General features: G+C 65.8%; 20 protein-coding genes and 1 pseudogene. 3 read left to right on the top strand and 18 right to left on the bottom strand.

The features are described from left to right. The 12 genes and pseudogenes from BW996_RS20365 to BW996_RS20310 form a co-directional block, all read right to left on the bottom strand. Nucleotides 1–231, bottom strand: a 231-nt coding sequence (locus BW996_RS20365; RefSeq protein WP_139330978.1) for a transposase family protein, incomplete at its 3' end; no start/stop codon positions are given. A gap of 75 nt (nt 232–306) precedes the next feature. Next, complete coding sequence (locus tag BW996_RS22565; protein ID WP_375136229.1) at nt 307–408, bottom strand: transposase; 102 nt, start codon at nt 406–408, stop codon at nt 307–309. 191 nt (nt 409–599) lie between these two features. Beyond that, nucleotides 600–833, bottom strand: a pseudogene (locus tag BW996_RS22560) (hypothetical protein); the annotation flags it as partial. 163 nt (nt 834–996) lie between these two features. After that, nucleotides 997–1890, bottom strand: coding sequence for an amino acid ABC transporter substrate-binding protein (locus BW996_RS20350; RefSeq protein ID WP_037485983.1), 894 nt, complete (start codon nt 1888–1890; stop codon nt 997–999). A 129-nt stretch (nt 1891–2019) separates the two neighbouring features. Beyond that, complete coding sequence (locus tag BW996_RS20345; RefSeq protein WP_037485990.1) at nt 2020–2883, bottom strand: HpcH/HpaI aldolase/citrate lyase family protein; 864 nt, start codon at nt 2881–2883, stop codon at nt 2020–2022. Nucleotides 2884–2897: 14 nt separating this feature from the next. After that, entirely contained in the window at nt 2898–3545 is a 648-nt protein-coding gene (locus tag BW996_RS20340; RefSeq protein ID WP_037485981.1) for an alpha/beta hydrolase, read from the bottom strand. Nucleotides 3546–3569: 24 nt separating this feature from the next. After that, nucleotides 3570–4499 (bottom strand): electron transfer flavoprotein subunit alpha/FixB family protein, encoded by a 930-nt coding sequence (locus tag BW996_RS20335; RefSeq protein ID WP_037485987.1) that lies wholly within the window; start codon nt 4497–4499, stop codon nt 3570–3572. A 14-nt stretch (nt 4500–4513) separates the two neighbouring features. Beyond that, entirely contained in the window at nt 4514–5263 is a 750-nt protein-coding gene (locus tag BW996_RS20330) for an electron transfer flavoprotein subunit beta/FixA family protein (RefSeq protein ID WP_037485979.1), read from the bottom strand. A 20-nt stretch (nt 5264–5283) separates the two neighbouring features. Beyond that, a complete protein-coding gene (locus BW996_RS20325) occupies nt 5284–6276 on the bottom strand; it encodes a tripartite tricarboxylate transporter substrate-binding protein (protein ID WP_037485977.1) in 993 nt (330 codons plus the stop codon). 29 nt (nt 6277–6305) lie between these two features. After that, a complete protein-coding gene (locus BW996_RS20320) occupies nt 6306–7487 on the bottom strand; it encodes a CaiB/BaiF CoA transferase family protein (RefSeq protein WP_037485974.1) in 1182 nt (393 codons plus the stop codon). Between the two features lie 13 nt (nt 7488–7500). After that, a complete protein-coding gene (locus BW996_RS20315; protein WP_037485973.1) occupies nt 7501–8661 on the bottom strand; it encodes an acyl-CoA dehydrogenase family protein in 1161 nt (386 codons plus the stop codon). A gap of 15 nt (nt 8662–8676) precedes the next feature. Next, on the bottom strand, nt 8677–9528 hold the full coding sequence (locus tag BW996_RS20310; protein ID WP_037485970.1) for an HTD2 family dehydratase: 852 nt from the start codon (nt 9526–9528) through the stop codon (nt 8677–8679). Nucleotides 9529–9649: 121 nt separating this feature from the next. On the opposite strand from BW996_RS20310, the gene BW996_RS20305 reads away from it, so the two are divergent. Then, entirely contained in the window at nt 9650–10585 is a 936-nt protein-coding gene (locus BW996_RS20305) for a LysR family transcriptional regulator (protein ID WP_037485968.1), read from the top strand. A 29-nt stretch (nt 10586–10614) separates the two neighbouring features. Here the strand turns inward: BW996_RS20305 and BW996_RS20300 are convergent, their stop codons facing one another. From BW996_RS20300 to BW996_RS20280, 5 genes are read right to left on the bottom strand one after another with little or no spacing between them, the layout of a single operon-like run. Further along, entirely contained in the window at nt 10615–12045 is a 1431-nt protein-coding gene (locus BW996_RS20300) for an FAD-binding oxidoreductase (protein ID WP_037485965.1), read from the bottom strand. A 57-nt stretch (nt 12046–12102) separates the two neighbouring features. Continuing rightward, nucleotides 12103–13098: a Bug family tripartite tricarboxylate transporter substrate binding protein gene (locus BW996_RS20295; RefSeq protein WP_037485963.1), complete on the bottom strand. Its 996-nt coding sequence runs from the start codon at nt 13096–13098 to the stop codon at nt 12103–12105. A gap of 33 nt (nt 13099–13131) precedes the next feature. Then, complete coding sequence (locus tag BW996_RS20290) at nt 13132–14610, bottom strand: aldehyde dehydrogenase (RefSeq protein ID WP_037485961.1); 1479 nt, start codon at nt 14608–14610, stop codon at nt 13132–13134. 13 nt (nt 14611–14623) lie between these two features. Beyond that, a complete protein-coding gene (locus tag BW996_RS20285; protein ID WP_037485958.1) occupies nt 14624–15220 on the bottom strand; it encodes a thiamine pyrophosphate-dependent enzyme in 597 nt (198 codons plus the stop codon). Then, nucleotides 15220–15756, bottom strand: coding sequence for a thiamine pyrophosphate-binding protein (locus BW996_RS20280; RefSeq protein ID WP_037485956.1), 537 nt, complete (start codon nt 15754–15756; stop codon nt 15220–15222). Before BW996_RS20280 ends, BW996_RS20285 begins: the two co-directional genes overlap by 1 nt. Nucleotides 15757–15887: 131 nt before the next feature. On the opposite strand from BW996_RS20280, the gene BW996_RS20275 reads away from it, so the two are divergent. Together BW996_RS20275 and BW996_RS22555 are read left to right on the top strand one after the other, a co-directional pair. Then, the gene (locus BW996_RS20275) at nt 15888–16820 is read left to right on the top strand and encodes a LysR family transcriptional regulator (protein ID WP_037485953.1); all 933 of its coding nucleotides are present in this window, start codon (nt 15888–15890) and stop codon (nt 16818–16820) included. A gap of 110 nt (nt 16821–16930) precedes the next feature. Beyond that, nucleotides 16931–17194 carry a transposase gene (locus BW996_RS22555; RefSeq protein WP_076459078.1) on the top strand — a complete coding sequence of 88 codons (264 nt, stop codon included), beginning with the start codon at nt 16931–16933 and terminating at the stop codon, nt 17192–17194. Here the strand turns inward: BW996_RS22555 and BW996_RS20265 are convergent. Then, nucleotides 17125–17469: ISAs1 family transposase (locus BW996_RS20265; RefSeq protein WP_139330976.1), on the bottom strand; the 345-nt coding region annotated here is incomplete at its 5' end. The genes BW996_RS22555 and BW996_RS20265 overlap by 70 nt on opposite strands.

Raw genomic sequence — 17469 nt, 5'->3', positions numbered from 1 at the left:
GAAGGTGTCGTGCGAGGCGATGCCGTTGGCGTACGGCAGATGCTGGCGCAGCCAGTCGATCTGCAGCTCGGCCCAGTCGGTGACCGAGACCCAGCTGTCGGCGCCACTGCTGACGCCGCACAGCGCCGCGAACATCAGCTCGTCCAGCGGAAACGGACACGACCGCGAGCGCGGATCGTCCAGTTCGGCCAGCGCCTCGATGAAGTGGGGGAGCAGCGGCGCAGTGGTCATCGGGGCGGGCGCCGCTTCGAGCTGCGGCGGTTGGGTCAGCGGGGCGTGTTCATAACACGGAACCGACCAGGTTCTTCATGCAATCGCCCTGGCCCAACGGCTGAACGACTTGTACACCGTCGGCCAGGCTGGAAATGACTTGGGCAACAGCCGCCACGCGCACCCGGTGCGCAGCACGTAGCAGCATGCGGCGATCGAGTTGCGGCGGCATGCCACGCCCGCCCACCCGATGCTCGAACAAGTCGGCCACCAGCGCCCTCCGCATCGGTCAGGCTGCAGTTGTAGCCGCTGCCCACGGCTTCGCGCCGATGCGCCGACGTGTAGCCGTAGCGTCCGGGCTTGGCCGGCGGCCCGCCTTCCACCGCACGTCGCGTCGGCTTGACACGCACAACCCCAGCTTCCTGCAGTGCCCGACGCACGGTCAGGCTGCACACCTTCACGCCGCAGCGCTCGGCCAGTCGCTGTGTCACCGCTTCCAGCGTCGCTCCGGGCTGCTCGGCCACGATCTCCTTCAAGGCCAGCACATGCTCTTCCTTCAGCGTCCGTGGTCGGCCTCCACGGTTCGGCTCCCCGGTCACCGTATCCTTGCGAGATGCACACATGCCTCGTCTCCTGACTTCGCGCGACAGGACTGTCAGCATGCTTCTCGTCAGTTGATTCTGTCTACACCCACTAAACCGACTTGCTGTCCAGCTGGACCTCGGATCCCAATCTCCAGCAGCATGGCCGTCGGGCGAACGGCCCCGGTCGACGTGCCCTCATCCCTCAAATTCCGCGGTTGCTGGGGTTCCGGTACGCTTCCTTGACAGGGTTCGGCATCGGGTAGTTCAGGTTCACGCCCGAGGGCGGGACCGGCCTGGTGAACCATTTCGCGTAGATGTCGTTGATCTCGCCGCTCTTCATCAGCCTGGACATCGTCTCGTCGACGAGTGCCTTGAACTGCGGATCGCCCTTCCTGAACATGAACCCGTAGGGCTCGTCGCGCAGGCGCTCGTCAAGCAGCTTGTAGTCCCCGGGATTGGCGGAACGGGCGATCAAGCCCGCCAGTTGCACGTCCTCCAGAAACATCGCGATCGCTCGATCCGATGACAGCAGAAGAAAGGTTTCAGATGTGTCCTTGCCCGACACCTCGCCGATCTCCAGCTTCTCGTTGCGGCGATAGGCGCGCAGCAGCTGAATCGAGGTGCTGCCTGCGACCGTCGCAACGGTCTTGCCGTCAAGCTGCGCCACGGTGGTGAGGCCCGAACTCTTCTTGACCGCTGCGGCGATGCTGCCAACGAAATGCGTCGGCGCGAAATCCACCTGCTGGGCGCGTGCGGCCGTGTTCGTCGTCGTGCTGCATTCAAGGTCGATGGTGCCGTTCTGCACCAGCGCAATGCGGTTCGTGGGCGTGACGATGGTGTATTGCACCTTCAAGCCGGGCATGCCCAGCTTGGCCTTCACCGCATCGACGACCTTCAGGCACAGATCGGCGGAGAAGCCGATCGGATCGGCGTCCGCGCTGATCTTGTAGGAGAACGGAAAGGAGGCGTCACGCCCGCCAAGCTGGATCACGCCCGACGCCTTGATCTTCTTCAGCGTGTCCGTGGTTTGAGCGCCGGCGGTCCCGACAAGCAGGGCGCCCACCAGGGCTAATCCTGCAAGGAGTCTCGATTTCATGCAGTCTCCAGGTTCACTGTCGATGTCCACGAAAGGACGGTGAATGATTGTGTTTCCTGATGCCTGAAATCTTGAAATAGAAGCTGCTGATGGAGCAATCACGTCGACGCATGCATGGCGCGAGCAGCATCATGCTGACCCGTCGACGCGGACCCTGGCCAGCGCTTGACGGGCCTGGAGCACGACCGGCAGGTCGACCATTCGACCGTCAAGCCGGACCGCCGCGCCGCCGGAAGCCTGGTCGGCCGCCAGCACGCGGCGCGCCCATTCCAGTTCCACGTCGTTCGGGGCCATCGCGGCGTGCACTACCGGCGCCTGGCGCGGGTGGATGCACAGCTTGGCGCCGAAGCCGAAGTTCAGCGCCCGGCGCGTGTCGGCCTGCAGTCGCGCGTCGTCGTCGATGGCGACGGTCACGCCATCGATGGCCGGCGCCAGGCAGTTGACGCGGGTCTGCATCGCGACGTTGAATCGCAGTGTATCGAGCTCGCGCTCGTCGTCCGAGCAACGGATGCCGGTGTCGGCCATGAAGTCGATGTGCCCGACGACCAGGCGCAGCACACCAGACGCGCAGGCGATGTCTGGCAGGGCCAGCATGCCCGCTGCACTCTCGATGAGCGGAAGGATAGGCAGGCCGGGCAGCGCCTGCGCCACGGCGTGCAACTGGCTCGCCGACTCGGTCTTGGCCAGCATGACACCGGCCGGCGGCGACAGGCTCGCCAGCCACGCCAGATCATCTCGCCCGGCGTCGCCACCCAGGCCGTTGATGCGCACGACCAGCGGCACGGCAGCGACGGTCACATCCCGCCAGGCTGCCGCGATCGCCTCGCGTGCAGCCGGTTTCTCGCTCGCTGGAACGCTGTCCTCCAGATCCAGCACCACGCCATCGGCACCGCTTGTCAGCGCCTTGCGGAAGCGCTCGGGCCGATTGCCGGGGACGAACAGCAGCGTGCGTGCGCGCGCCAGCGGGGAGTCGAGGGGGGATAGGGTGGTCATGATCGAATGCACGTTCAGGCGCGCAGATGGTTGACGACGAGAGACCGCAGCACGTGAAGTTTCCCGGTGAAGAAGTGGTCGGCACCGGGGACGACGACCACCGGCTGACTCTGTGGCCGGGCCCAATCGAAGACAGCGCGCAGCGGAACCCGCTCGTCACGATCTCCATGCACCACCAGCGCATCCGGAATCCCGTCGGGTGTCGCATAACGGCGGCCACCTTCGACTTCGCCGAACGGCATGCCGGCGAGGCAGGTACATGAGGCGGGTCGTCCGAGATCCGCGAGTCGGCGCGCGACGCGCGCCTGCACGAACGCACCGAAGGAGAAGCCCACCAGTGCCAGCCTTGGTACTGCGGCATCGGCCTGCAGCGCAAGCGACAGGCTCAGCAGATCCTCGGTCTCACCGTCCCCAGCATCATGCGTTCCCGCACTGTGGCCCACGCCACGGAAGTTCGGACGGACGACCAGCCAGCCAGCTTCGGACAGGCCACGCGCCAGGACCTGCGGGACCTTGTGCTGGGCATGGCCACCGAGTAGCGGCTGCGGGTGGGCGATGACGACCACGCCGGCCAGCGCGCGGTTGGGTGGGTCGACCAGCACCTCAATGGCACCTGCCGGTCCATCGATCAGCTGTGAACCGCTGACACTCAGATCGAGCATGGGCACCTCACTGGCTCGCCAACTTCAGCCGAGCGCCGAAGTCAGCTCCGGCACCGCCACGAACAGGTCGGCTTCGAGTCCATAGTCGGCCACGCTGAAGATCGGCGCTTCGGCGTCCTTGTTGATCGCCACGATCACCTTCGAGTCCTTCATGCCCGCCAGGTGCTGGATCGCCCCGCTGATGCCGCAGGCGATGTACAGGCTCGGTGCGACGATCTTGCCCGTCTGGCCGACCTGCCAGTCGTTGGGCGCGTAGCCCGCATCGACCGCCGCACGGCTCGCACCGAGGGCGGCGCCGAGCTTGTCGGCCAGCGGCGTCAGCACCTCGTTGAACTTGTCGCTCGATCCCATCGCGCGGCCACCGCTGACGATGATCTTGGCCGCGGTCAGCTCGGGGCGGTCGCTCTTGGCGATCTCGCTGCCGATGAAGGCGCTCTTGCCGCTGTCGGCGACTGCCGCGATGGTTTCGATCGGGGCCGATCCGCCCGTTGCCGCGGCATCGAAGGCAGTGGTGCGCACGCTGATGATCTGCTGCTTGTCGCTGCTCTGCACCGTGGCCACGGCGTTGCCGGCGTAGATCGGGCGCTCGTAGGTGTCGGCGCTGATGACCTTGGTGATCTCGCTGATCTGCGCGACGTCGAGCCTGGCAGCCACGCGCGGGGCGACGTTCTTGCCGTGTGCGGTAGCAGCAAAGAGGATGTGGCTGTAGCCAGACGAGATCGAGATCACTTGCGCGGTGATGTTCTCGGCAAGCTGCTCGCCGAGGCTCGCACCGTCGGCGTGCAGCACTTTGGTGACACCTGCGATCTGGCTCGCAGCTTGTGCGGCAGCGGCGCAATCAGCACCCGCGACGAGCACGTGCACCTCGCCCAGTTGAACAGCAGCGGTGACGGTGTTGAGCGTGGCGCCCTTGAGGGTGCCGTGTTCGTGTTCGGCGACCACCAGAATATTCACGAGGACGGTCATGTTCAGATCACCTTGGCTTCGTTCTTGAGTTTGGCGACCAGCGCGGTGACGTCAGGCACCTTGATGCCCGCACCACGCTTGGGCGGCTCGCTGACCTTGAGGATCTTCAGCCGCGGGGTCACGTCGACGCCCAGTGCCTCAGGCTTAATGGTTTCGAGCGGCTTCTTCTTGGCCTTCATGATGTTGGGCAGCGTGACGTAACGCGGCTCGTTCAGGCGCAGGTCGGTGGTGATGACCGCGGGCAGGCTCAGCGCGATCGTCTCCAGGCCACCGTCGATTTCACGCGTGACGCGGGCCTTGCCGTCGACCACATCGACCTTCGATGCAAACGTGGCCTGCGGCAGGTCAGTCAGTGCGGCGAGCATCTGGCCGGTCTGGTTGTTGTCGTCGTCGATGGCCTGCTTGCCGAGGATGACCAGGTCCGGCTGTTCTCGGTCGACTAGGGCCTTCAGGAGCTTGGCCACGGCCAGGGGCTGCAGTTCCTCGGTGGTCTCGACCAGGATGGCGCGGTCGGCGCCGATGGCCATCGCGGTGCGCAGCGTTTCCTGGCACTGCGTGACACCGCAGGACACGGCGAGCACCTCGGTGACGACGCCCATTTCCTTCAGCCGAACCGCCTCTTCGATCGCGATCTCGTCGAACGGGTTCATGCTCATCTTGACGTTGGCGATGTCCACGCCACTGCCGTCGCTTTTGACGCGAACCTTGACGTTGTAATCGACGACACGCTTGACCGATACCAGTATTTTCATTTGAACCTCGTGTTCATTCATCAATCGGCGAACTGGCCGGCAGCCTTGATGACTGGGCCGTAGCGTTGGGTTTCCTGCTGCAGAATGGTCTGCAGGCCGACTGGTGTCAGCCTGTCATCGGACGGCACGGCTGCGCCCAACTCGGCCAGGCGTGCAGCAACTGCCGGGTCTTTCAGCGCGGCACGAAGCGCAGCGCCGAACTTGTCGACGGCCTCTTTCGGGCTCCCCTTGGGCGCATAGATGCCGTGCCAGACAACGACCTGAAAGCCAGCCAGACCCTGTTCGGCCAAGGTCGGCGTTTCGGGAAAGGTCTTCAGGCGTGACGACGTGGTCACGCCATACAACTTCACCGACCCGGACTTGATGAACGGCGTGGTCGACGTCGTCTGGTCGCACAGCAGATCGACCTGTCCGCCAAGCAGCGCATTCATCGCCGGGCTCGTGCCCTGGTACGGCACCGTCGTCAGTTCCACCCCCACCGCCTGCCGGAACAGCATCCCGCACAGGTGCGACACTGCCCCCAGGCCGGCGTGCGCGAGGTTGACCTTGCTGGCATTGGCCCTCAGGTAGGTCTGCAGCTCCTTGAAGTCCTTGGCCGGCAGGTCCTTGCGGCCCACCAGAGTCATCGGCACGTCGATCACCTGGCTCACGTACTCGAAGTCGGTCAGCGGGTTGTAGCTGAGCTTGCGGTACAGCGCCGGCGCCGTAGCCATGCCGTTGTGATGGATCAGGAAGGTGTAGCCGTCGGGCACGGCCCGCGCGACCGCCGTGGCTGCGATCGTGCCACCCGCGCCGGTCTTGTTCTCGATGACGACGGTCTGGCCGAGCGACTTCATCATCGCCGCGCCGAGCATGCGCGCGACCACGTCGGTCGGTCCACCGGCCGCGAAGGGCACGACCAGCGTGATCGGCTTGGCTGGATAGCTCTGGGCCAGCGCCGAACCGGGCCCGATTGCCAATGCAGCGGCAGTGGCAAGAAGGGTTCTGACGATGCTGCGACGGATGGGTTTCATGGGGTTGTCTCCTGTCGGTGTTGTCGTGTTCAGATGGCGCCGGCCTGGTGCAGGCCTGCGATCGAGTCCTGGGTCCATCCGAGTTCGCCGAGGATGGCGTCCGTGTGCTGTCCGAGGTCGGGAACCGCATCCATTCGGGGCTCGTAGGCATTGGTCTTTCCAGGTGGAAGCAGTGCCGGGATCGGGCCGCCCGGTGTGGATACCTGCGTCCAACGGCCACGTGCCTTCAGTTGCGGGTGCTGCCACACGTCGTGCATGTCGTTGACACGCGCATTGGCGATCTGAGCCTCCTCCAGGCGCTGGATCACCTGGTCAGCCGTCATCGTGGCAAAGGTCTCGCCAATGAGGCTGCGCAACGTGTCGCGGTTCGATGCACGCCGGGAATTCGACGCATAGCGTTCATCCGCGACCAGGTCCGGCCGCAGCAAGACACGCTCGCAGAAGGCGGCCCATTCGCGCTCGTTCTGCAGGCCGAGCATGACCGTATGGCCATCTCCGGCCCGGAACGGGCCATAGGGGTAGATCGTCGCGTGGGCGGCGCCAGCGCGGGGCGGCGGTGTCGCGCCGTCGAACGCGTAGTACAGCGGATAGCTCATCCACTCGACCATGCTTTCGAGCATCGACACGTCGATGTGGCTGCCCTTGCCGGTCCTGCCACGCTGCAGCAGAGCCGCGAGGATGTTCGTGTAGGCGTACATGCCGGCGGCGATATCGGCGATCGAGTTGCCGGCCTTGGCGGGCTCATCGGGTGAGCCCGTCACCGAAAGGAAGCCGGACTCGCTCTGGATCAGCAGGTCGTAGGCCTTCTTGTCACGGTACGGACCATCGTCCCCGTAGCCCGAGATGTCGCAGACGATGAGCCCGGGATGCCGCTCGTGCAGGGCCTCGAACGACAGCCCGAGCCGGGCCGCGGCACCGGGCGCCAGGTTCTGGACCAGCACGTCCGCGTCTTCGAGCAGCTGGGCCAGCACCTTCTGGGCCTCGGCGTGCTTGACGTCCAGCGTCAGGCTCTCCTTCGATCGGTTGCACCAGACGAAATGCGACGCCACGCCATGCACTCGCTCGTCGTAGGCACGGGCGAAATCCCCGACGCCGGGTCGTTCGACTTTGATCACCCGAGCGCCGAGGTCGGCCAGTTGGCGGGTACAGAACGGTGCGGCAATCGCGTGTTCGAGGGTGACGACCGTGATGCCGTCGAGCGGGCGAACCATGGTGGGGCTCCCTTCAGTACGACTTCGGCAGGCCGAGGACATGCTCGGCCACATAGCTGAAGATCATGTTGGTCGAGATCGGCGCCACTTGGTACAGGCGCGTCTCGCGGAACTTGCGCTCGATGTCGTATTCGCAGGCAAAACCGAAGCCGCCGTGGGTCTGCAGGCAGACATTGGCCGCTTCCCAGCTGGCCTTGGCGGCGAGGTGCTTGGCCATGTTGGCGGCCGCGCCGGCGTTGCGGTGGGCGTCGATCTGTTCGCAGGCTTTCCAGCGCATCAGATTGGCCGCCTCCAGCTCGATGTAGGCCTCGGCGATCGGGAACTGAACGCCCTGGTTCTGGCCGATCTTGCGGTTGAAGACGACCCGCTCGTTGGCGTACTTGGTGGCCCGATCGATGAACCAGTAGCCGTCGCCGATGCATTCGGCAGCGATCAGCGTGCGCTCTGCGTTCAGCCCGTCGAGCAGCACCTTGAAGCCCTTGCCCTCGGCGCCGAGCAGGTTCTCCTCGGGGATCTCGAGGTTGTCGAAGAACAGCTCGTTGGTCTCGTGGTTGACCATGTTGAGGATCGGCCGCACCGTCAGTCCGTTGCCGGTCGCCTGCTTCAGGTCGACCAGGAAGCAGCTCAGGCCGTCGGAGCGCTTCTGCACCTCGGCCAGCGGCGTGGTGCGCGCCAGCAGGATCATCATGTCGCTGTGCTGGATGCGCGAGATCCAGACCTTCTGGCCGTTGATCACCCAGCGGCCATCCTTCTTCACCGCCGTGGTTTTGAGCTTGGTGGTGTCGCTGCCGGTGGTCGGCTCGGTCACGGCCATCGACTGGATGCGCAGTTCGCCGCTGGCGATGCTCGGCAGGTACTTCTGACGTTGTGCCTCGGTGCCGCTGCGCACGATGGCGTTCATCACATACATCTGGCCGTGGCAGGCGCCGGAGTTGCCACCGCAGCGGTTGATCTCCTCCATGATGACCGAGGCCTCGGCCATCGACAGGCCCGAGCCGCCGTAGTCGGTCGGGATCAGCGCGGCCATCCAGCCGGCCGTGGTCAGCGCGTCGACGAAGGCCTCGGGGTAGGCACGCTGCTCGTCGATCTTGCGGAAGTATTCATCCGGGAACTGCTTGCACAGCTGCTGGACGGCATCGCGGATTTCCTGGTGCTGATCGGGTTCGTGAAGCATGTCTGTCTCCTGAAATCAGGCCAGCACGACGCTGGCTTCCATGGCCAGATGGCCCTCGGTCGTTCGTGCCCAGAGCTTGACGTGGCGGTCATCGAGCTGCCGGCCGCAGACCTCGAAAGGCGCGACGTCGAAGATCGGCTTCACTGCCTTGAACGAGAACTGCGACACCTGCGCGTCGGGGCGTTCGCGCCGCAGCAGGTCGAGCAGCAGTGTGGCGATCAGCGGCCCGTGCACGATCAGGCCGGGGTAGCCCTCGACCTCGGTCACGTAGCGCCGGTCGTAGTGGATGCGGTGGCCGTTGAAGGTCAGCGCCGAGTAGCGGAACAGCAGCACGTCGTTGGGCACGATCTGCCGTGTCCATTGCGCATCGGCAGGCGCCGGCTGGCCGGCCGGCAAGGGCTCGCCGGGCTGGGGCAGGTCGCGATAGACGATGTCGTGACGCTCGGTGAGGGCCAGCTGACCCTCGGCCAGCACCTCGTGCAGCACCTTCACGAAGACCAGCGGCCCGCTCCGGCCCTCCTTCATTCGGACGTCCTCGATGCGCGAGTGGCGGGCGATCGATTGGCCCACCGTGATCGGTCGCAGGAACTCGATCTGGCTGCCGGCCCACATCCGTCGCGGCAGCGGCACAGGGGGCAGGAAGCCGCCGCGCTGAGGGTGGCCGTCCGGTCCGATCTCGGATTGACGGTTGACCGGCAGAAAGTAAAGCCAATGCCAGCAAGGTGCAATCGGTTCGCCCACAGCGGCCGGCATGTCGTCGCGATCGAGCGTGGCCGCCAGTGCGAGCAGCGGCACGGGCGTCACCTGGTCCTCGGCGACAGTGGTCCGCCCGATCCAGGTACGAAGATGGTCGATGTCGAGGGTCATGAGGGGTCCCGGGTGAGCAGCAGGAGATTGGTTGATGACTGGAGCGATCGAATTCTGGTAGCCGGATAGCTATTTGTGAAATACTTAGTTCTGTTATTAGGTAGCTGAAAATCACCTATCCATGGAGTTCCGGCAACTGCGTTATTTCATTGGCGTCGTCGAGGCCGGCAGCCTGCTGCAGGCGTCCAGCCGGCTGCATGTCGCGCAACCCGCCCTGGGCCAGCAGATCGCTGCGCTGGAACATTCGCTGGGAGCCCGGTTGTTCGAACGATCGAGCCGTGGCATGAGCCTGACCGAGGCCGGCAAGATCTTCCTGGCGCACGCTCGGGTCGTGCTGGCCGATGCCGACCGGGCCCGCGAGGCCGTTCGCGCGTCGAACGCGGCGCCCAGCGGATCGGTGAGCCTGGGCCTGCCGACGACCGTCGGCCTGGTGGCCACGGTGCCCATCCTGAGTGCCTGCCGCGAGCGCTACCCCCAGATCAGGCTGCGCATCGTCGAGGGCTACAGTGGATTCCTGCGCGAGTGGCTGCAGGCCGGCCGGCTGGACCTCAGCCTGCTGTATGGCGATGCCGTGGACGCCGCGCTCGCGAAGCGGCCGCTGCTCGACGACCGCCTGGCGCTGATCAGCTCGTCGGACGGCCAAGCGTTTCCCCGCCAACTGTCGATGCACGACCTGGCACGCTGGCCGCTGGTCCTGCCCGGCCCCGACCACGGGCTGCGGCGCATCATCGATGACGCCTGCGGCTCGCTGGGCATCGTGCTGAACGTGGTAGCGGAGATCGAATCGCTGAGCAGCGTGAAGCGGGCCGTCGAAGCGGGGCTCGGCAGCACCATCCTGCCCAAGGGCTCGGTGGCCGAGGAGATCGCCGATGGCAGGCTGCTCGCCAGCGACATCGACAGCCCCAGCATGATCCGTCGCGTGGTCTGCGCCACCAGCGTCACGCGGCCCGGCACGAGGGCGGGGACTGCCGTCATGGAGCTGGTCAGCGACGTGCTGCGCCAGATGGTCGATGACGGCAGCTGGCCCGCCCGCTGGATCGGCGGCCAGGCCGGCTAGCGGTCAAACCCGGGCAGGATGCCCGGCGTTCACGCCCGCAGGATCTTGCCCGGGTTCATCAGGTTCATCGGATCGAATGCCTGCTTGAGGGTGCGCATCATCTGCAGGTCCAGCGCCGGCTTGAAGCGCTCAAGACGCGCCACGTGCATCCGGCCGATGCCGTGCTCGGCACTGATACTGCCGCCCAGCTCGACGCTCGCCGCGTGGACAATCAGGTTCACCTGTGTGGCAGCAGCCTCACACTGCTCGGCCGTTGCGTGCACGGCGCGTGACAGCACCGCGATCACGTGGATGTTGCCGTCGCCGATGTGACCAGCGTGGCAGACCTGGGCACCTGCCAGCTGCTGTTCGATGCGCTCGGTTACCCGGTCGATGAACTCGGGCAGCCTGGACACCGGCACCGAGGTGTCGTTCGAGACGGTGAAGCCGGCGTGCCGGTTCGCCTCGGAGAGGTTGTGGCGCAGTTCCCAGATGCGCCTGGCCTTGGCCACGTCGGTCGCGACGACGGCGTCGCTGAGCAGATCATGGTCGAAGGCCGCCTCCAGCGTCCGCTCCAGTTCGGCCACAGCATCCCACTGTGACGAGCTGTCGGCGATCTCCATCAGCACGTACCAGGGGCTGTCCAGCGCCATCGGCGACTGCAGTCCATGGCCGTGCTGCAGGACCAGCTCGATCTGCCGCCGCGACATGATCTCGAAGGCCTCGATGCGGTTGCCGACCTGCTCCTGCATGAAGCGCAGCAGATCGACGGCCTGCCGCACGCCCGCGAGCGCCACCATCGCGGTGGCCGAAACGTTCAGCTGGGGATGGAGCTTGAGCACGGCGGCCGTCACGATGCCCAGCGTTCCTTCGGCGCCGATGAAAAGCTGCTTCAGGTCGTAGCCGGCGTTGTCCTTGCGCAGCGCGCGCAAGCCGTCCCAGACGCGCCCGTCTGGCAGCACCACCTCCAGCCCGAGCACCAGCTCGCGCATGTTGCCGTAGCGCAGCACACCGGTGCCGCCGGCATTGGTCGACACCAGGCCACCGATCTCGCAACTGCCGACGCTGCCGAGCAGCAAGGGAAACTGCCGCTGGCTGGCTTCGGCCGCTTCACGCGCGTGGGCCAGGATGCAGCCGGCCTCCACCGTCAGCGAGTTGTTGCGCGCATCGACTTCGCGGATCCGGTTCAGCCGCGACAGGTTCAGGATCACGGCAGGTCGGTCGTCCGGCGCAACCGCTCCGCCCGTCAGGCCGGTGTTTCCGCCCTGGGGAACGATGGCGACCTGCAGCTCCACGCAGGCCTTGACCAGCGCGGCAACCTCCTGCGTGCTGCTGGGCATCAGGACCGCGAGTGCGGAGCCCCGATAGCGGCCCCGCCAGTCCTGCTGGAAGGCTGCCATGGCTTCGGGATCGGTCAGCACCCGGGAGCCGCCGATGATGTCGGCGAACCGCCGTGCCAGCAAGGCGCCGTCCACGCTCATGTCTTCACCGCTGTCTTGTGGAACACGGCGTTCATCCCCGATCCATCACGCCTGTCATCACTCCCTTTTCAGGCCGCCGATCGACTTGATCAGCGAGCCCATCTTGGCGAGGTCGGACTTGACCAGCGCAGCCAGCACCTCGGGGGTCGAGCCCACGGGCGTGGCGCTGAGCTCCTTGAGCTTGGCCTGCACGTCCGGCAGGGCAATGACGGCCACGAGTTCCTTGCTGAGCATGTCGACCACGCCACGCGGCACGCCCGCGGGGCCGAAGATCGCGTTCCATGTGTACGTCTCGTAGCCCGGCAACCCCGCCTCGGCCATGGTCGGCAGCTCGGGGAAGGACGGCACGCGCTGGTCCAGGGTCATCGCCAGCGCACGCACCGAGCCGCTGCGGATGTGCGAAGCCGCACCCGAAAGCACATCGAACAGGAGGGGGATCTGCCCGCCGATCAGGTCGCTCATGGCCGGCCCGCCGCCCTTGTAGGGCACGTGAACGATGTCCACACCAGCCATGGCTTTGAACAGCTCCCCCGACAGATGCGGCGGGGTGCCGACACCCGACGAACCGTAGGCGAACTTGCCGGGTTGCGACCTGATCAGGGCGATCAGGTCGCGCAGGTTCTGTGCCTTGACCGCGTTGCTGACCAGCAGCACGTTGGGCACCTTGGCGAGCAGCGAGATCGGCGTGAAGTCACGCTGCGGATCGTAAGGCGACGAACCCACGGACAGCGGGTTGATGACGTGCGTCGCGATCGTGCCCATCAACAGCACGCTGCCGTCGGCGGTGGCCTTAGCCGCCTTCGCTGCGCCGATGGAGCCACCGCCGCCGCCCACGTTCTCGACGACGATGGTGCGGGCGATGCGCTCCGACAGCTTCTGCGCGACGAGTCGGCCGACGACATCCGTGGCGCCACCCGCGGCGAACGGCACGACCAGCGTCATGGGCCCTTTGGGCAGGGTGGCCTGCGCGAACGCAGCCACGGCCGGCAGGCCCAGGCTGGCTGCAGCGCCCCGCTTCATCAGGTCGCGCCGTGTGAGGGTCGAGGATGTCATGCTCTTGTCTCCGAGGGTCTTGTGGTGGCTGCGTCAGCGCAGCACGAAGGGATTGCCGGCAACGGCGCCGCTGTTGATCCACACCGACTTGGTCTGCAGGTATTCGCGCACCGCGTCGATGCCGTTCTCGCGGCCCAGGCCCGAGTCCTTGTAGCCGCCGAAGGGCGCCATGAAGCTGACCGCGCGGTAGGTGTTGACCCAGACCGTGCCGGCCTGCAGTCGTTCGGACATGCGGATCGCGCGGCCGATGTCCTTCGTCCACACCGCCGCAGCGAGGCCGAAGCGCACGTCGTTGGCGATGCGCAGGGCGTCCGCCTCGTCCTTGAACCGGATCACCGACAGCACCGGACCGAACACCTCCTCCTGCGCGATGCGCATGTCATTGCGCACCTCGGTGAAGATCGTCGGCTGCACGAACCAGCCCTGTCCGCACTCGGGTGCGCCGCCCTTCTCGCCGCCGAGCACCGCGTGCGCGCCTTCGCTGCGCGCGATGTCGATGTACTCCAGCACCTTCCTGTATTGCGGCGGTGTGGTCACCGGCCCCACCTGCGTGTCCGGATCCATCGGATCGCCCATGCGCGCCGTGCGCGCCACCGCGAGCAGGCGCTCGACGAAGGCATCGTGGATGCTGTCCTGCACCAGCAGGCGCGAACCGGCGATGCAGGTCTGGCCGGTGGCGGCAAAGATGCCCGAGACCGCGCCGAACACCGCCTGCTCAAGGTCGGCATCGTCGAACACGATGTTGGGCGACTTGCCACCCAGCTCCATCGCCGTGTGCTTGAGCAGGCGGGCCGCTTGCTCGTTGATCAGCCGCCCGGTCGCGTCCGATCCGGTGAAGCTGATCTTGCTGACGAGCGGATGCTCGACCAGCGGCGTACCCACCTCGGCGCCGAAACCGGTGACCACGTTGAAGACGCCGGGCGGGAAGCCGGCTTCGTCGAACAGCTCGGCAAACTCCAGTGTCGATGCCGACGTGAACTCCGACGGCTTGATGACGATCGTGCAACCTGCCGCCAAGGCGGGCGCGATCTTCCAGGTCGCCAGCAGCAGTGGCGAGTTCCACGGTGTGATCGCCGCGACGACACCGACCGGCTCGTGGCGCGTGAAGGCGAAGTAACCCTTCTTGTCCAGCGGCAGCGTGCTGCCCTGGATCTTGTCGGCCAGACCGCCGTAGTAGTGGAACCACTGCGGGATGTAGTTGAGCTGGCCCTGCATCTCGGCCAGCAGCTTGCCGTTGTCACGCACCTCGGTGGCGGCGAGCTTGGCGGCGTCGCGGGCGATCAGGTCGCCGAGCTTGCGCATCAGCGCACCGCGTTGCGTTGCGGTCATCTCGGCCCAGGGGCCCGACGTCAGCGTCCGGTGCGCCGCCTGAACCGCGAGATCGACGTCGTGCGCGTTGCCACGGGGTATTTCTGCCCAGGCCTGGCCGGTGTAAGGATTCTGGGTCTCGAACCAGGTGTTCCCGTGCGGGTCCACGGCCTGGCCGCCGATGCGTAGCGGGTAGCGCTTCATGCTGGCTCCGGCTTCAGAACGGCTTCAGACCGAGTGCGGCACGGAAGCGGTTCTTGATGTAAGGGCCATCGCGCGGCGGCAGTGCGCGCGGCGGTTCATCGGCTTCGATGAGCACCTGCGCGAACAGCAGGCCCGTGCGGGCGTTGACGCGCTGCGCGATCCGATCGCCCTGATCGAGGCTGCCGGTCGAGAACGCATCCTCGATGCCGAAGCCCTTGGCCACCGCGACCAGGTCCGTGCCCAGGCTAGAGTGGCTGCGCTGCATGCCGGTTTCACCGAAGTGGCCGTTGTCGAGCACGACGATCGTCAGGTTCTTCGGCTGCTTGACCGCGATGGTGCCCAGGCTGCCGATGCCCATCAGCTGCTCGCCGTCGCCGGTGATCACCACGACCGACTGGTCTGGCCGGGCCAGTGCCAGCCCGAGCCCGAGCGAGGTGGCGCCGCCCATCGCACCCCAGAGGTAATAGTTGCGATCGCGGTCACCGGCGGCGAACACGTCGTAGGAGGCCGAGCCCAGGCCGGTGATCACCAGCGCATCTGGCGTGGCGGCCAGCAGCCGGGAGACGAAAGCGCGACGGTTCGTGCGCGCCGTGTTGTTCGAGACGGTCATCAGTTGCGCTCCCACTTCTTGCGGCCGATCAAGCTCTGGCCCAGCAGCACGGCGACCCGTTCGCCGGCCTGAAATGCAGCATCGAAGCCGGCGCTGACGATCTCTTCCACGTCATCGGGGTGGTCGACACGCAGCACGTGGATGCCCATCAGTTCCAGTGCACCCTGAGTAGCCTTGCCCATCGGGCCTTGCCAGGGATTGAACTCGGCATACTCGCCGCGCATCGTGACGAGCGTGAAGAAGGGCAAATCGGCTGCTTGCAGCAGCGAGAACATGTTGACGCAGTTGCCCACGCCGCTGCTCTGCATCAGCAAGACGGCACGCTGACCACCGAGCCAGGCGCCGCTGACCACGGCCACACCCTCCTCCTCGGTCGTCAGCACGACGTCCTCGATGTCTGGGTCGGTGATGGCGCTGCGGATCGCGTGCGAGTGTCCCGCGTCGGGCACGTAGGCGATCTGGCGGACGCCACCCTGTTTCAGGACCTTGAAAACGGCCTCCTGCCAAGCAGGCGCCGGGGCGGGTGTGTGGTTCATTGCAGGTCTCGGACGGAGTGAAAGTGGATGGCCAAGAAATCATAAAATCTGATTTAATAAGATGTGAAATAGAAATTCAGCATTCCATCATCACGATCCGCAATCGAGCCATCCACGAGAGGCACCCCACGATGGACTTCAAGCAGCTGCGCGCTTTCCTGACCGTTGCGGAGATGGGCAACGTGACCCGTGCCGCTCAGGTGCTCCACCTCGTGCAACCGGCTGTCTCGCGACAGATAATGTTGCTTGAGGAGGACATCGGGGCGCCCCTGTTCGAGCGCGAGCGACATGGCATGGTGCTGACCGATGCCGGGCGCTCGCTGGTAGGTTACGCACGCCGTGCGATGCTCGAACTCGACCGCGCGCGAGCCGAGATCACCGGCGCCACGGTGGGCATCGGTGGGCTTGTCACGCTGGGGTTGCTACCCAGCACGATCGACGTGCTGTCCGGTCCGCTGGTGACCGCCTTGGCCACCCACTACCCTGGCATCCGCATCCGCATCGCAATGGGGTACGCGGGCACGCTGATGCGCTGGCTGCAGGCCGGTGAGATCGATGCGGCGCTGCTCTACGGTGCCGAGCGCTCGTCCGAGATACAGACCCGGCCGCTCATCGAGGAACCCCTGTGGGTCATCGGACCGAAGGAGGCGAAACTACATCGGGACAAGCCACTGTCGCTGGGCAAGTTGATTGGCAAGCCACTTGTGTTGCCGAGCGCACCGCACGGGATTCGCACACTTGTCGACCATGCTTGCGCGGTATCGGACTTGGCACTCACAGTATCGGCCGAAACAAACGCCCTCAGCGTTCAGCGCAGTCTCGTTCTCAGCGGTCATGGCCTGACAATTCTTCCCCCCATCGCGGTAGCCGAAGAACTTCGCACAGGACATTTGAGTGGAACGCCGCTGACCGATCCGGCGATCACACGCACGATCGTCCTGGCCTTGCCAACCAACCGTCCCACCGGGCAGCATGTACGGTGTGCGGTCGATCTGCTTGTGGCGGGCGCAAAGAACGCGGTCGATGCCGGAGCTTGGCTTGAGGGTCGTTGGCTGGGTGCTTGATCGGGCTGTCGCAGAATTTGTGCTGGTCATGAACCGCCCCGGGTTTGAACTGTGCTGGTCTAATTTCCCCGGACACCGAGATAGGTGGACACGAGACCTGGACGGTGAAGATGAGCAAGAGAGAAAGAAGGAGCTTCAACGCGGAGTTCAAGCTGCAGGTCGTGCAGATGATTCGCGAGCAAGGCTTGAGCGTGGGCGATGTCTGTCGCGACATGCAGCTCGGCGAGACGGCGGTTCGACGGTGGCTGGCGCAGGTCAGTCTCGCGTGTCATGCGCAATCAGGGCCGCATCCAGGGCGATTGCATCAGCCATCGCTCGAAATTTGTGCAGGGCTGAGTGAGGCTGGAGTCAAGCCGAAGAGCGCTTGGAGGTAGTCATCGCTCCAGCCCATGCGCTTGCGCTTGGTCTTCTGGCTGCCCTTGCCGGCGTCGAGCTTGATCTGGTTCTGGGCGATGCGCCGCAGCGTGGCCATGTTGTGCGGGCCGTGGTCGCGCCGGATCAGGCAGGCATCCTCGCGGTAGTTGACGTCCAGCACCCAGTGGCAGTCGTTCTCGATGGCCCAGTGCGCCCGGATGGTGGCGTTGAAGGCCTGGGCATCGAGCACCTCGGAGCTGATGTAGTAACGCCAGCTCGGCTGGGCCGGCTCGGC

This window comes from Sphaerotilus natans, from assembly GCF_900156335.1.
In the GTDB taxonomy this organism is placed as follows: domain Bacteria; phylum Pseudomonadota; class Gammaproteobacteria; order Burkholderiales; family Burkholderiaceae_C; genus Sphaerotilus; species Sphaerotilus natans.
This window is presented reverse-complemented; position numbering and strand designations above follow the sequence as displayed.

Coding starts and splice junctions, on each gene's coding strand:
- BW996_RS22555 (WP_076459078.1), top strand. CDS start 16,931: ATGAGCAAGAGAGAAAGAAGGAGCTTCAACGCGGAGTTCAAGCTGCAG.
- BW996_RS20340 (WP_037485981.1), bottom strand. CDS start 3,545: ATGCTCGATCTGAGTGTCAGCGGTTCACAGCTGATCGATGGACCGGCA.
- BW996_RS20325 (WP_037485977.1), bottom strand. CDS start 6,276: ATGAAACCCATCCGTCGCAGCATCGTCAGAACCCTTCTTGCCACTGCC.
- BW996_RS20300 (WP_037485965.1), bottom strand. CDS start 12,045: ATGAGCGTGGACGGCGCCTTGCTGGCACGGCGGTTCGCCGACATCATC.
- BW996_RS20310 (WP_037485970.1), bottom strand. CDS start 9,528: ATGACCCTCGACATCGACCATCTTCGTACCTGGATCGGGCGGACCACT.
- BW996_RS20315 (WP_037485973.1), bottom strand. CDS start 8,661: ATGCTTCACGAACCCGATCAGCACCAGGAAATCCGCGATGCCGTCCAG.
- BW996_RS20280 (WP_037485956.1), bottom strand. CDS start 15,756: ATGAACCACACACCCGCCCCGGCGCCTGCTTGGCAGGAGGCCGTTTTC.
- BW996_RS20285 (WP_037485958.1), bottom strand. CDS start 15,220: ATGACCGTCTCGAACAACACGGCGCGCACGAACCGTCGCGCTTTCGTC.
- BW996_RS20305 (WP_037485968.1), top strand. CDS start 9,650: ATGGAGTTCCGGCAACTGCGTTATTTCATTGGCGTCGTCGAGGCCGGC.
- BW996_RS20275 (WP_037485953.1), top strand. CDS start 15,888: ATGGACTTCAAGCAGCTGCGCGCTTTCCTGACCGTTGCGGAGATGGGC.
- BW996_RS20320 (WP_037485974.1), bottom strand. CDS start 7,487: ATGGTTCGCCCGCTCGACGGCATCACGGTCGTCACCCTCGAACACGCG.
- BW996_RS20345 (WP_037485990.1), bottom strand. CDS start 2,883: ATGACCACCCTATCCCCCCTCGACTCCCCGCTGGCGCGCGCACGCACG.
- BW996_RS20290 (WP_037485961.1), bottom strand. CDS start 14,610: ATGAAGCGCTACCCGCTACGCATCGGCGGCCAGGCCGTGGACCCGCAC.
- BW996_RS20330 (WP_037485979.1), bottom strand. CDS start 5,263: ATGAAAATACTGGTATCGGTCAAGCGTGTCGTCGATTACAACGTCAAG.
- BW996_RS20295 (WP_037485963.1), bottom strand. CDS start 13,098: ATGACATCCTCGACCCTCACACGGCGCGACCTGATGAAGCGGGGCGCT.
- BW996_RS20350 (WP_037485983.1), bottom strand. CDS start 1,890: ATGAAATCGAGACTCCTTGCAGGATTAGCCCTGGTGGGCGCCCTGCTT.